This window comes from Porphyrobacter sp. HT-58-2 (assembly GCF_002952215.1).
Taxonomy (GTDB): Bacteria; Pseudomonadota; Alphaproteobacteria; order Sphingomonadales; family Sphingomonadaceae; genus Erythrobacter.
The window spans coordinates 1330480-1343609 of record NZ_CP022600.1; the positions used below are offsets into that span (position 1 = coordinate 1330480).

Genomic DNA, 13130 nt, shown 5'->3' on the forward strand with positions numbered 1-13130 from the left:
TTTTCTTGACAAATTGGTCCTAAGGCTGGTCCTAACGGAGCCGAGCCAATGAGCCAAAATGCGAAAGCAATCCCGGGGTGCGCTTACCTCTATCAGCGGGGCGGGCGTTACATTGTCCGAGTTCAAATCCCCAAAGAACTCAGGGCGGCGCTCGGCAAAAGCGAGTTCAAGAAGTCGGTTGGCGGCGATCTGGCGCTAGCGAAGCGGCGATCTCATAGTCTTGTCTCTCAGTTCCTCGCCGAGATTGACAGCGCGAGGCGCGGTGCGGTGCAACCGGGTGCAGAATTCCACATGTCGGGCAATCAACCAACTGCGGAAGACATCGACGCCGCCTGCTACGCGCATTTCAAGCGCATGGCGTTGAACGTTAGGGGGAAGGTGGCCCAACCAGTCGGGGACGAGCCACGCGCACTCAGCAATCGCGCCGAGGGCCTGCGGCTGATGATCGAAAACCAAACTTCAGCCAATGCTCATGATGCTTGGAGCAGTATGAGCGTGGAGGCGAAATGGCTCTGCGATGAGCATAGCTGGGACATCGCGCCCGACAGCGGACTTTTTGAGCATCTCTGCCGGACGATGCTGCGCGCCCGCCTCCAGTGTTATCGAGATGAATTGCGGCGGCTAGGGGTCTGCACCGTCCGCTCACTGACTTCGAGGTGCATGAACCGCTGGAGAATATCGAGCAGGCTGTCGGCAGCCAACACCTCATCCCATAGGTAGTGGGTCTTCCAATTACCCTCGACCGGAGGATTGCCCGCGCCGAAGTGGTGCCCTCGGTTGAACGGCAGGAAGAAGGTGTTGCTTCCCTTCAACTCGGTGGTCATCCAGACTTCGTCGGGATCGACAGCGAAATGCACCAGTGCCCGTTCCTTGAAACGAAACAGCAGATCGCGACCGTCGCGGTCAGTCATGTACTGTTTGCAAGCGTGCTCGGCACGCTGGCCAGTCAGCGGGTTCTTCAGCTCCGCCGTCACCACGGGCAGGCCGTTAATGGCGATTACCACGTCGATGATACATTTGCGCTTCCCGCCATCCGGACGCTTGAGCACTTCGGACACGAACTCGACTTGACGGGTGATGGTTAACCGGTTCGCGGCATAGCGCGCCGCAGCTTCCGGGTTCATGCCGGAGTTGGGCTGGAAATAGGCCAGCCTCAACGTCTTGCCGTAGCACTTGAACCCATGCCGTAGCACGCTCAGTGCGCCCTTGGCCGCCCTAAGTTTGAGAACCGCGTAGCTTGGGCTAGATTTTACCTGACCAAAGCAGGCCTGATGAATGCACCCAAACGAGGTGTCTGGGGCCTTACTGAGGCTGGAAGAGCTGCCACACTTACTTCCGAGCAAGCGGCAAAGGTTTTCCAAGGCGTCCAAGCAGCTATGCCCCGCGATGAAGATGAGCAGCAAGCGCCTGACGAAACGAACTCTGGTTCTGCCACGAGCTACTGGTTTGTTGGTGCCGTGTCCGTCGTCAGAACATTTGGCGCAACTCGCGGCGTAGATTAGCGGAGAGCGGGCCTCGTCTGGGGGTTGATGTTAGGCGGCGAGCTTGCGGTGCTGCAAGCGCCGATGTTCGATGGTCTGTCGCTTGATCCTTTCACGCTGTTTGATGATCGCCGGAGCCCTACCGAAGTAGGCGTCGGCGGGCGTCACGTTGGCCAGGCTTTCGTGGTAACGCTGGTGGTTGTAGTGCTCGACGAAGGCCTCGATCTGGGCCTCGAGGTCGCCGGGCAAGAAGTAGTTTTCCAAGAGGATGCGGTTTTTCAGGGTCTGGTGCCAGCGCTCGATCTTGCCCTGGGTCTGAGGGTGGCACGGTGCTCCGCGCACGTGGCTCATCTCGTTGGCCTCGATGTATTCCGCCAGTTCACCCGCGATGTAGCTGGGACCATTGTCGCTGAGCAGCCTGGGTTTGTGCAGCACCGTGGCGCTGTCGCAGCCGGAAGCTGCCAGGGCGAGGTCCAGCGTCTCGGTCACGTCTTCGGCCCGCATGTTGGTGCAAAGCTTCCAGGCGATGATGTAGCGCGAGAAGTCGTCGAGCACGGTGGAGAGATACATCCAGCCCCACCCTATGATCTTGAAGTAGGTAAAATCGGTCTGCCACATCTCGTTCGGCCGGGTGGTCTTGGTGTGGAACTGATCGGCGGCCTTGATCACCACATAGGCCGGGCTGGTGATCAGGTCGTGGGCCTTCAGCAGACGGTAAACCGTGGATTCCGACACAAAGTAGCGCTTCTCGTCGGTAAACCGCACCGCCAGCTCGCGCGGTGACAGCTCGGACTGTTCCAGCGCCATCTCGACGATCTGGTCCTGCACCTCGGGTGCAATGCGGTTCCACACCCGGCCCGGCGCCGATGGCCGGTCTTCCAGCGCCTCCGGCCCGCCCTCAAGGTAGCGGTCATACCAGCGGTAGAACGTCCGGCGGGCGATGCCGAGCTGGTCCAGCGTGCGCTTGGCAGGCAGATGCGATTGCTCGACGATCCTGATGATCTCGAGCTTCTCGGATGCGGGATACCTCATTCGTCGCCCTCCCCATCCGCAATCATGCTTTTTTTCAGCAGCCGGTTCTCGAGCGTCAGATCGGCGACGCATTCCTTCAAAGCGCGGGCTTCGCGTCGCAGATCCTGCACTTCGCCAGTGGTCGCGGCACGGGCAGTGTCACCGGCCAGGCGGCGCTTGCCCGCTTCCATGAACTCCTTCGACCAGGTGTAATACAGGCTCTGAGCGATGCCTTCCTTGCGGCACAGCTCGGCAATGCTGTCCTCGCCACGTAGCCCGTCGAGCACGATGCGGATCTTGTCTTCGGCCGAGAAATGGCGACGGGTTGCACGCCGGATGTCCTTCACGACCTTCTCAGCAGGGGCCTTTGTGGGAGGGGATTTTTTCAAGGAGGGTTGGGTCTTCATCTTCGTTCCTTCGTCACTACGACGAAGCCCCAACCCTCCTTAAATCACAACCTCAAATCTGTGCCATTGGTGCTGACGGGGGACAGCGCGCAAGGACGTTCAGAATGCTGCCCCATAATCGCCGTTACCTGCTCGCTGCACTGATTGTGGTCGTGCTGGGGGCGGTGATCGGCTGGACTTTGCGCGATTGGGTGCCGCTTGCATCGTGGCAGCAGGCAGGTGCGGCAACCGGTGCGCCGCTTTCCCGGGAGCTTGCTGCCGATCCGTCACCGAATAGCCTTGCGACAATGCCGATCACGCCGGGTGAGTGGCAGTGGCAAGGCAAGGGCGGGACATCGGCAGCGCAGTTTGCCGATGCGCTCGTGACCGTCACCTGCGACCTTCCCGGGCGCGCTGTCAGTATCGGGGTGCGCGGCGATCTTCCCGATGGCGCTCCCGTAACCGTCCTCACCACATCGCAGAGCCGCGTCTTTCAGGGGCGCAAGACCGCGGGGCAGGTCGTCGTCAGTCTGGCAGCGGATGATGCGCTGCTTGATGCCATCGCCCTTAGTCGCGGACGGTTCGGGATTGCAGCGCAAGGGATTGATCCGGTTTATCCCGGAAGCTGGGCCGAAGTCAGCCGCGTGGTCGAGGATTGCCGCGTTCCTGCGGGGCGATAGCGCGCGGGTCTGAGCGCGGGACGCACCCGGCGTGCGATCGTCACGATCTTTGCGTGGATGAAGCCTCTCGATCCGGAAGGCGACGCTCGGCTGCGGCGAGAGCCTCGGGATCGTTGATGTTGGTGAAGGGATCAACTGCCTCTGCTGCAAGCCATGGGACATGAACTGCGCCGCGCTGCTCGGCAAAACGCCAGAGCGAGCGGCCGCCCTGCGCCGCATAAGCTTCGAGCGCTGGCGCATCCGCCTGCCAAAGCGCAGCCATAGGCTGATAGCGGCCTGCGCTGACCGGGATTGCGGCAGTGTGCTGGCCGATCGCTGCGCTCAGCCGCTGCGCCAGATCGCGCGGCAGGAAGGGCTGGTCACAACCGATCAGCAGGACATGGCGACGGCCTTGATCGGCTGCGAAGCGGAAGGCGCTGGCCAGCGCGTTGATCGGCCCGGCACCGGGCCATGCATCGTGCAGCACCGGCAGGGGGACCGTGCCGATCTGCGCGACTTCCCGCGCGGCAATGGCGCAGCAATCGGACTGCGCAGTGGCCATCGCGATGGCGTGATCGAGCAGCCTGCGCCCGGCCAGCAGGCGCAGCGGCTTGGCCCCGCCGATCCGCTCGCCATCTCCTCCGGCGGCGATGACAATGGCGGGCGCCGTCATGGCTAGTTCGGCCAGTACAGCCACTCCCCGCGCGGGTCGAAGGGCTGGGCCATGGTCTTGTCGATTTCGACCGGGGTTTCAAAGGTGCTGGGGTAAAGCGGCGGCTTGCGCCCGCGATGGTGCGCAGCGATCAACGCCTCCAGCTCGGCGCGCTTGGCCGGTTCACGGGCGGCGAGGTTGGTCTGTTCGGTAGGATCGGCGGCGAGGTTGTGAAGCCAGACCTTGTTCTGCCTGGCGTTGACCTGCAGCTTCCAGTCCCCGGCGCGCACCGCCTTGTAATAGCCGCTGCTCCAGAACAGCGGGGCATCGGCGCGTTCGGGGGCGCCCTTGCCAGTCAGCGCGGGGAGCAGGTTGCGCCCGTCGATGGTGACGCCTGCGGGCAAGGGCGCGCCTGCGACAGCGGCAAATGTCGGCATCACGTCAACCTGCCCGACCGGCAGCGCAATCCGCGATCCGGGCGCGATCCGCGCCGGCCAGCGCGCGAACAGCGGCACACGGATACCCCCTTCAAAAAACGTTCCCTTGCCGCCGCGATAGGGGGCATTGGCGCCTTCGATCCCGACATAGCCGGGCGCGCCGTTATCGGACGAGATCACCACCAGCGTGTTATCCGCCAGCCCCTCTGCCGCGAGCTTGGCCATGATCCGCCCGACGCTGCGATCGAGCGCGCGGATCATCGCGGCATAGACACGGGCGCGGTGCGGAGTGATGTTGCCCACCGCTTCGAAATCCGCGCGGGTCGCCTGAAGCGGCGAATGGACGCCCCAATGCGCAAGGTAAAGGAAGAAGGGGCGGTTGCGGTTCGCTTCGATCACCTTCAGGCTTTCATCTGTCCAGTAATCGGCAAGGTATCCGCCAGGTGCGAATTTCGGCCTCGCATTGTAGCTTGTGGCAAAATGGCCCGAGGCCCAGAAGAACCGGTCGATCGGGTCGAAATCAAGCTTGGCATTGACCACATCGGGGTGATCTTCAGGCAGGTGGAGCAGCCCGTCCATGTTGAGGCTTTCATCAAAGCCCTGCGCAATCGGATGGAACGGCGCCGCGTTGCCGAGGTGCCACTTGCCGATGTGGACGGTGTGATAGCCTTGGCCCTGCAGCACCTCGGCAATGGTGACCTCCTCGCCCGGCAGGCCCTGCCCGTCAAACGGCGGGGCGCTTGCCTCGGCTGCGGCGTCATAGATCACCGGGGGACGATCTGGCAGCAGATCGGCCGACACCATGGACACCACCCGGGCAAAGCCCGCCGGGGTGGGGGTGAATTCGAACCCGGTGCGCGTGGCATAGCGCCCGGTCATCAACTGCGCGCGCGATGGCGAGCAGGTGGCGTTGCCGGCGTAGGCCTGCGTGAAGATTGCACCTTCCGCCGCCAGCCGATCAATGTTGGGGGTCTTCACCCGCCCGCCCGCGATCCCCCCGCCAAAGGTCGAAATATCATTGATGCCGAGGTCGTCGAACAGGATGAAGACGATGTTGGGCGGACGCTCGGCTACGGGCGCAGCGGCCTCGGCCGGCCCGGCTTGCCAGGGGATCGGCTGGTTGGGGGCAATCTCCTGCGTGGTGCGCCAGCGGATCAGCGCCAGCGTCAGATCGGTGCGCCACACCCACGCCGCACCGGCCAGCACCCCGGCAAGTGCAAGGGTGCCAATGGCGGCCTTGTGCCAGCGTTTCATCCGCCGTGCTCTTTCTGCTGCTGCGCGACGTCGAGGATCGCGGCGACAAAGCCTTCGGGGTCATCTTCCTGGATGAAATGCCCACCGCGCAGCGTCCGGTGGGGCTGGCCCGCAGTGCCGGGGACGCGCCCGATAAAGCGGGTTTCGCCTGTGCGGGTGATCGGATCGCCATCGGAAAAGGCGCAAAGGAAGGGCTTGTCCCACTGCTCGAATACCCGCCACGCCTTCTGCTGATCGGGCACGGCGGGGTTCCCGGCGAAAGGCACCAGCGCAGGGAAGATCCGCGCGCCGGCCTTGTAGCGGGCATCGGGGAAGGGCGCGTCATAGGCCGCGATCTCGGCGGCGGAGAGCCCGCGTTTTGTCCCCTTGTTGACGATCCTGCCAATCGGGAACAGCGGGCTGTATTTGGAAAAGGCCCGCCAGATTGCGAAGGCAGGCGGCGCGGGGCCGCCTTCGGGCAGGCCGCCGTTCGAAAGCACCACGCCGGAAAACCGTTCCGGCATGGCCGCGACCAGACGCAACCCAACCAGCGAGCCCCAGTCCTGACAGGCGAGCGTCACGGTCTTCAGATCGAGCATTTCGACCCATTGGCGCATCCAGCCGACATGGGCTGCATAGGAATAGTCGGACTTGGCAGCTGGCTTGTCGGACTTGCCGAAGCCGATCAGGTCGGGCGCGATCACGCGAAAGCCTGCCGCCGCCACTGGCCCGATCATATGCCGGTAGAGGTAAGACCATGTCGGCTCGCCATGCATCATCAGCACCACCGGGGCATCGCGCGGGCCTTCGTCGACATAGTGGATGCGCAAGGGCGTGCCGGTGGCGGTATCGCGCACCTCGCACCAATGCGAAGCGAAGGGGAAATCGGTGATGCCGGCAAAGGCTTCATCCGGCGTGCGCAGGACGTGCATGGAAAGTCTCTCCCCCTCGGTCGCGGCATGCGGCTCGCAGGCCTGCCGCGCCCTTTGCCGGTCAGGCTATGGTGCGGGGCGGGGCCTGTCAATTTGCGGCGCCGTTCTCCTGCGCTGAACAGCTGCGCGCACCGCGTGACACCCACAGGGCAGGGCGGGCATCGCCATCCGCAGGCGCATGGAGAAAGCCGTCCGTCGCCATGTCGTCCCAATCTTCCGGCATCATCGGTGCGCCGTCCAGCCGCAGCCAGCGCCCGTCTTCGGGGAAGGTCACAAAGCTGGCAAGACGCGCCGCGCGCCGGGCGGCAAGAGCGGCCACATGGTCTTCCAGCGCCACATCGCGCCTGTCCCAGTCGAGCGGGATATCCTGACAATAGGCGTTGTTGTTGCCCCCCTGACTGCGCCCGCATTCATCGCCCGCGGTCAGCATGATTGTGCCGGTCGAGGCGAACAGCGTCCCCAGCAGCGCGCGAAGGTCTGCGGCGCGGCGGGCGAGGATTTCGGGATCGTCGGTGGGGCCTTCTGTGCCGCAGTTCCACGAATGGTTCTGCCCATGCCCGTCGCGGTTATCCTCGCCATTGGCGTGGTTGTGGCGCTGTTCGTAACTGACAGTATCAGCCAGCGTGAAGCCGTCATGCGCGGCGAGGAAATTGACGCTCTTGCAGCCTTTGGGGCAATCATCGCCGAACGCGTCTGATGACCCCGCGATGCGCGTCGCCAACGCGCCCACGGTGGCCTCGCCTTTCCAGAAGCGGCGCACATCGTCGCGGTAACGGTCGTTCCATTCGAGCCAATTGGCGGGGAATTGCCCGAGCTGGTAGCCGCCGGGGCCAATGTCCCACGGCTCGGCGATCATGATGCGGGTTGCAAGGCAAGGCTCAGCGGCGATTTCGGCGAAGATCGGGGCGGCAGGGTCAAAACCGGGGCCGCGGGCGATGACCGGCGCGAGGTCGAAGCGGAAGCCGTCGATCCCGGCATGGCGCACGAAATGGATGAGCGTATCGATCATCAGCCTGCGCACGGCAGGGTTGGCGAAGTCCAGGGTGTTGCCGCAGCCGGTATCGTTGATCAGGCTGCCGTCGGGCGCGCGGGCATAGGCGGCAGGATCGAGGCCGCGCAAAGACAGCGTGCCGCCGTGAATGTCGCTCTCGCCCGAATGGTTGAACACCAGATCGAGGATCACCCCGATCCCGGCCGCGTGCAGCGCCGCCACCGCTTCGCGCAATTCGGCCACGCCGCCGGGACACAGGCCGGGGTCGAGCGCCATCATCGCCACCGGGTTGTAGCCCCAGTGGTTGGCGAGGCCGAGCGGCGGCAGATGCCGTTCGTCGATCCAGGCGATGACCGGCATCAGTTCCACCGCGCTGACGTGGAGTTTGTTCAGATGGGCGATCACCGCCGGATGGGCGAGGGCGGCGATGGTGCCGCGCTGCGCGGGCGGGACATCGGGGTGGAGCAGGGTGAAGCCGCGCACGTTGATCTCGTAGATCAGCCCGCCGCGCGCGAAACGGGGGGGCTGATACGGGACTTGCGCCAGCGGCCCCGTCACCACGGCGCGGGGGACGAGATCGGCGGTGTCCTCGCCATATTGGCCAAGGCGCGGGTCCTGGACGAAGCGGCGGTCGAGTTCGAGGGCGTAAGGATCGACCAGCAGCTTGGCGGGATCGAACCACAGATTGCGGGCGGGATCGTAAGGCCCGTGGGCGCGATAGCCGTAGCGGGCGTCGGAGAGGTCTCCGGGGAGGTCGAGCGTCCATTTCTCCCCCTGCCGGGTCATCGGCAGGCGGGTCTCGGCCTCACCCTCGAACAGGCACAGGTCGAGGCCTTCCGCCAAGGGCGCGCGCACGGCGAAGGCGGTCGATTTCCCCGTTACATGGCTGCCTAGTTTCAAACCCGTCTCCGTTCGCCTCGAGCGAAGTCGAGAGGCCCTGCTTGTGTCTCGACTTCGCTCGACACGAACGGGCTGGTGTTCACGTCACCACATCGGGCGCGGTGCGGCCCGTGTGCGCGGCGATCCCGGCCACGGCCTCGGCGGCAGCGATCAGATCGGCGAGCATCGCCGGGGTCTCCTCGCCAAGCCGACCGTCCTGCCCTTCGTAGCGTTCGAGATAGACCCGCAAGGTCGCGCCTTCCGTCCCCGTCCCCGACAGCCGGAACACGATCCGCGAGCCGCAGGCGAACATCACCCGCACGCCTTGCCGGTGGCTTTGCGAGCCGTCGACCGGATCGGTGTAGCCGAACTGGTCGGCGGCGGCGACGGTGAGCGGGCCGAAGCTCTTGCCCGGCAGATCGCCAAGTGAGCCCTCCAGCGCCGCCATCAGCGCATTGGCCTTGTCCGTCGCAATCGCCTCGTAATCATGGCGCGCATAGTAATTGCGCCCGAACCGCGCCCAATGTTCCTCGGCAATCTGCGCGACGGGCTTGCCCGTGACGGCGAGGATGTTGAGCCACAGCAGCACCGCCCACAGCCCGTCCTTCTCGCGCACGTGATCGCTGCCGGTGCCGGCGCTTTCCTCGCCGCAGATCGTGGCTTTTCCGGCGTCCAGAAGCGTGCCGAAGAACTTCCACCCCGTGGGCGTCTCCCACAGCGGGATGCCGAGCGCCTCGGCCACCCGGTCCGCCGCCGCGCTGGTGGGCATGGAGCGGGCAATGCCCTTCAGCCCCCCGGCATAGGCGGGCGCGAGGTGCGCGTTCGCCGCCAGCATCGCCAGCGAATCCGAAGGCGTGACGAACACCCCCTTGCCGATGATGAGGTTGCGGTCCCCGTCTCCGTCCGAAGCCGCACCGATGGTGGGCGCTTGCGGGGCCATCATCAGGTCGTAGAGCTCCGCCGCGTGGACGAGGTTCGGATCAGGGTGATGCCCGCCAAAATCCTCCAGCGGCACGCCATTGCGGACAGTGCCCGCCGGAAAGCCCAGCCGCCCTTCCAGTATCTCCCGCGCATAGGGGCCCGTTACCGCGTGCATCGCGTCGAACGCCATGGTCAGAGCGCCACTCGACACGGCGGCGCGAATGGCGGGGAAATCGAACAGTTCCTCCATCAGATCGGCATAGTCGGCGACGGGATCGATCACTTCGACCACCATATCGCCCACTTGGCTGATGCCGATCCGGTCGAGATCAACCGCGCCTTCCACCATCATCCAGCGGTCGATGGTTTGTGTCCGGGCATGGATCGCCTCGGTCACGGCCTCGGGCGCGGGGCCGCCATTGGCGATATTGTACTTGATGCCGAAATCCTCGTCCGGCCCGCCGGGGTTGTGGCTGGCCGAGAGGATCAGCCCTCCGCTGGCGCCATATTTGCGGATCACGTGGCTGGCGGCGGGGGTCGACAGAATGCCGCCTTGCCCCACCAGCACCCGCGCGTAGCCATTGGCCGCCGCCATTTCGATCGCCCGGGCGATCACCGTGCGGTTGTGATAGCGCCCGTCGCCGCCGATCACCAAGGTCGAGCCCGCTGGGCGCTCGGCCACGTCGAACACCGACTGAATGAAATTCTCGGCATAATTTGGCTGGGCAAACACCCGCACCTTCTTGCGCAGACCCGAAGTGCCGGGCTTCTGGCCTTCGAAGGGCGTGGTGGCAAACGTCTGGATCATCCCTGCTCCTCGATCAACTGGCGGTAAAGCGCGGCATAGGCAGCGCCGCTTGACCCCCACGAGAAATCCGCCTTCATGCCGTTCTTCTGAAGCTGCCGCCATGCCGCCGGACGGGCGAAGAGATCGACCGCGCGGCTGACCGCCATCGCCAGGGCATTGTGGGTGACGGCGTTCATCTGGATGCCGGTTGCGACCCCTGCGGAAAGCGCGGCCAGGTTGGCGTCGATCACCGTGTCGGCCAGACCCCCGGTGCGCGCGACGACCGGCACGCAGCCATAGGCAAGGCCGTAAAGCTGGGTCAGGCCGCAAGGCTCGAACCGGCTGGGAATCAGGATCGCATCGCCCCCGCCTTGCAAGCGGTGCGAGAGCGCCTCGTCATAGCCAATCCGCACGCCCACGCGTCCCGGATGGCGGGCGGCGGCAGCGTGGAACGCCTGCTCGATCTCGGCATCGCCCGAACCCAGCAGCGCCAGCCGCCCGCCGATGCCGACCAGATGATCGAGCACGCCGACCAGCACGTCCATGCCCTTCTGCCAGGTCAAGCGGCTGACGACGATGAACAGCGGGCCGTCATCGCGGTCGAGCCCGAATTCTTTTTCGATCGCACGCTTGTTCTTCCCGCGCGCCGCCAGCTTGGTCGCGGTAAAACGGGCGGCCAGATGCGGATCGGTAGCGGGGCTCCATTCGGCCGCGTCGATGCCGTTGAGGATGCCGTGAACACGGTTGGAACGAGCGAGGATCAGCCCTTCCAGCCCCATGCCGAATTCGACGCTGCGGATCTCGCCGGCATAGGTCGGGCTGACGGTGGTGATTGCGTCCGCCAGCTGCATCCCGGCCTTGAGCAAGCCGACCCCGCCATAGCTTTCGACCGCATCGACGTGCCAGGCTTCGGGCGGCAGGCCCAAGTGCGGGAATGTCTCGGCGGGGTAGTAGCCCTGAAACGCCATGTTGTGGATGGTGATGACGCTTGGGACCACGCGCCCTCCGGCCAGAGACGCAAGCTTCAGATAGGCTGGCACCAGCCCCGCCTGCCAATCGTGGGCATGAACGAGATCGAAGGCGCCCCCCTTTACTGCCCCGCCCGAAATATCGGCAGCGGCGCGGGCAAAGGCGGCAAAACGGCGCCAGTTGTCGTCCCAGTCGCGCCCGCTTGCATCGGCATAGGGCCCGCCCTCGCGGTTGAAGAGCGCCGGCGCATCGAGCACCAGCAGCGGCTGCGCGCCGAGCTTGCCTGCCAGCAGGCGCGCAGGCGTGCCGAGCAGCGCGTCCCACTTGTGTACCGCCTTCGTCTTACCGAGCTTCGCCAGCACTGCCGGATAGCCGGGGACGAGGGTCGTTACCTCCACTCCCTGCGCAGCCAGCGCGGCAGGGAGCGCGCCCGCCACATCCGCCAGTCCGCCGGTCTTGATCAGCGGCGCGGCCTCCGAGGCAACAGAGAGGACCTTCAGCTTCATCCCTGAATTCGCGCCATCATGTCGCGGGTGACCAGCACTATGCCCTTGTCCGATACCCGGAACCGGCGCGCATCGAGTTCGGGGTCTTCGCCGATCACCATGCCTTCAGGGATACGCACCCCTGAATCGATGATGACGCGCCCCAGTCGTGCGCCGCGCCCGATATTGCAATAGGGCAGGATCACCGCCTCATTGACGGTCGAATAGCTGCCGATCTTGACCCCGGTGAACAGCAGGCTGCGGCGCACTTCGGAGCCTGAAATGATGCAATCGCCCGACACCAGTGAAGACACGGCAAAGCCGCGCCGCCCGTCCTCGTCATGGACGAACTTGGCAGGAGCTGCGACCACCGCGTCGGTCCAGATCGGCCAGTCGCGATCATATAGGTTCAGCTTCGGCACGGTGTCGGTAAGGTCGAGGTTCGCCTCGAAATAGGCGTCCAGCGTCCCGACATCGCGCCAATATTCCTCGATCTCCTCAGCGGCACGGATGCAGGAATTGGTGAAGCGGTGCGCGACCGCTTTGCCGTGCTTGACGATGTAGGGGATGATGTCCCCGCCGAAATCGCGCTTCGAATTGGGATCGTCGGCATCGCGGCGGAGCTGCTCGAACAGGAAGTCGGTGTTGAAGACGTAGATCCCCATCGATGCTAGCGCCATGTCCTCGTTCCCCGGAATGCCCGGCGGGTCCTTGGGCTTTTCGACGAAGGCGGTGATGGTGTCCTTGGCATCGACCTGCATCACGCCGAACCCGGTCGCCTCCATGCGCGGGACGACAAGGCAGCCCACGGTCACATCCGCGCCCGAATTGACGTGCTGTTGCAGCATCAATTCGTAGTCCATCTTGTAGATGTGGTCGCCCGCGAGGATCACCATGTATTTGGGCGCGAGGCTGGCGATGATGTCCATGTTCTGGAACACCGCGTCGGCCGTGCCTTCGTACCACTGGTTTTCCGCGACGCGCTGGCTGGCGGGCAGGATGTCGAAGCTTTCGTTACGTTCGGGCCGCAGGAAGGTCCAGGCGCGCTGCATGTGGCGGATCAGCGAGTGCGCCTTGTATTGCGTCGCAACGCCGATGCGGCGGATGCCGGAATTGATCGCGTTGGACAGCGCGAAGTCGATGATGCGCGACTTGCCGCCGAAATAAACCGCAGGCTTGGCGCGCCGGTCGGTCAGTTCCATCAACCGGCTGCCGCGTCCGCCAGCCAGCACATAGGCCATGGCATCACGCGCCAGCGGGCGGCCAGAAGTTACCTCTCTCATCCCAACGTCTCCCCTTTGTTGGTC

The 13130-nt window shown here is 64.8% G+C and carries 10 protein-coding genes and 2 pseudogenes; 3 read left to right on the forward strand and 9 right to left on the reverse strand.

Features of this window, described 5'->3' with window-relative positions; genetic code table 11:
* Positions 1–48 precede the first annotated feature (48 nt).
* Positions 49–249, forward strand: a pseudogene (locus tag CHX26_RS16270) (DUF6538 domain-containing protein); the annotation flags it as partial.
* A gap of 350 nt (positions 250–599) precedes the next feature.
* Here CHX26_RS16270 and CHX26_RS06375 read toward each other — a convergent pair.
* Entirely contained in the window at positions 600–1193 is a 594-nt protein-coding gene (locus tag CHX26_RS06375) for a type I restriction endonuclease (protein ID WP_199797850.1), read from the reverse strand.
* A gap of 30 nt (positions 1194–1223) precedes the next feature.
* Between CHX26_RS06375 and CHX26_RS16275 the strand changes: the two are divergent.
* A pseudogene (locus CHX26_RS16275) lies at positions 1224–1502 on the forward strand (winged helix-turn-helix domain-containing protein); the annotation flags it as partial.
* Between the two features lie 30 nt (positions 1503–1532).
* Here CHX26_RS16275 and CHX26_RS06385 read toward each other — a convergent pair.
* Positions 1533–2899, reverse strand: a protein-coding gene (locus tag CHX26_RS06385) for an IS3 family transposase (RefSeq protein WP_104941652.1) whose coding sequence is annotated in 2 segments (ribosomal slippage) — positions 1533–2548 and positions 2548–2899 — 1368 coding nt in all. Because the reading frame shifts where the segments join, the coding sequence is not laid out codon by codon here.
* A 104-nt stretch (positions 2900–3003) separates the two neighbouring features.
* On the opposite strand from CHX26_RS06385, the gene CHX26_RS06390 reads away from it, so the two are divergent.
* On the forward strand, positions 3004–3558 hold the full coding sequence (locus CHX26_RS06390; protein ID WP_104941653.1) for a hypothetical protein: 555 nt from the start codon (positions 3004–3006) through the stop codon (positions 3556–3558).
* 40 nt (positions 3559–3598) lie between these two features.
* Here CHX26_RS06390 and mobA read toward each other — a convergent pair whose 3' ends face one another.
* From mobA to glgC, 7 genes are all read right to left on the reverse strand, one after another.
* A complete protein-coding gene (gene mobA, locus CHX26_RS06395) occupies positions 3599–4210 on the reverse strand; it encodes a molybdenum cofactor guanylyltransferase (RefSeq protein WP_104941654.1) in 612 nt (203 codons plus the stop codon).
* 2 nt (positions 4211–4212) lie between these two features.
* On the reverse strand, positions 4213–5880 hold the full coding sequence (locus tag CHX26_RS06400) for a sulfatase (RefSeq protein ID WP_104941655.1): 1668 nt from the start codon (positions 5878–5880) through the stop codon (positions 4213–4215).
* Entirely contained in the window at positions 5877–6791 is a 915-nt protein-coding gene (locus CHX26_RS06405; protein WP_104941656.1) for a haloalkane dehalogenase, read from the reverse strand. Before CHX26_RS06405 ends, CHX26_RS06400 begins: the two co-directional genes overlap by 4 nt.
* 88 nt (positions 6792–6879) lie before the next feature.
* Positions 6880–8637, reverse strand: a complete 1758-nt coding sequence (gene glgX / locus CHX26_RS06410) for a glycogen debranching protein GlgX (protein ID WP_233997310.1) — start codon at positions 8635–8637, stop codon at positions 6880–6882.
* 124 nt (positions 8638–8761) lie between these two features.
* Positions 8762–10390, reverse strand: a complete 1629-nt coding sequence (locus CHX26_RS06415) for an alpha-D-glucose phosphate-specific phosphoglucomutase (protein WP_104941658.1) — start codon at positions 10388–10390, stop codon at positions 8762–8764.
* Complete coding sequence (glgA, locus tag CHX26_RS06420; protein WP_104941659.1) at positions 10387–11844, reverse strand: glycogen synthase GlgA; 1458 nt, start codon at positions 11842–11844, stop codon at positions 10387–10389. The genes CHX26_RS06415 and glgA overlap by 4 nt, the downstream gene beginning before the upstream one ends.
* Complete coding sequence (gene glgC / locus CHX26_RS06425) at positions 11841–13106, reverse strand: glucose-1-phosphate adenylyltransferase (protein WP_104941660.1); 1266 nt, start codon at positions 13104–13106, stop codon at positions 11841–11843. Before glgC ends, glgA begins: the two co-directional genes overlap by 4 nt.
* Positions 13107–13130: the final 24 nt, after the last annotated feature.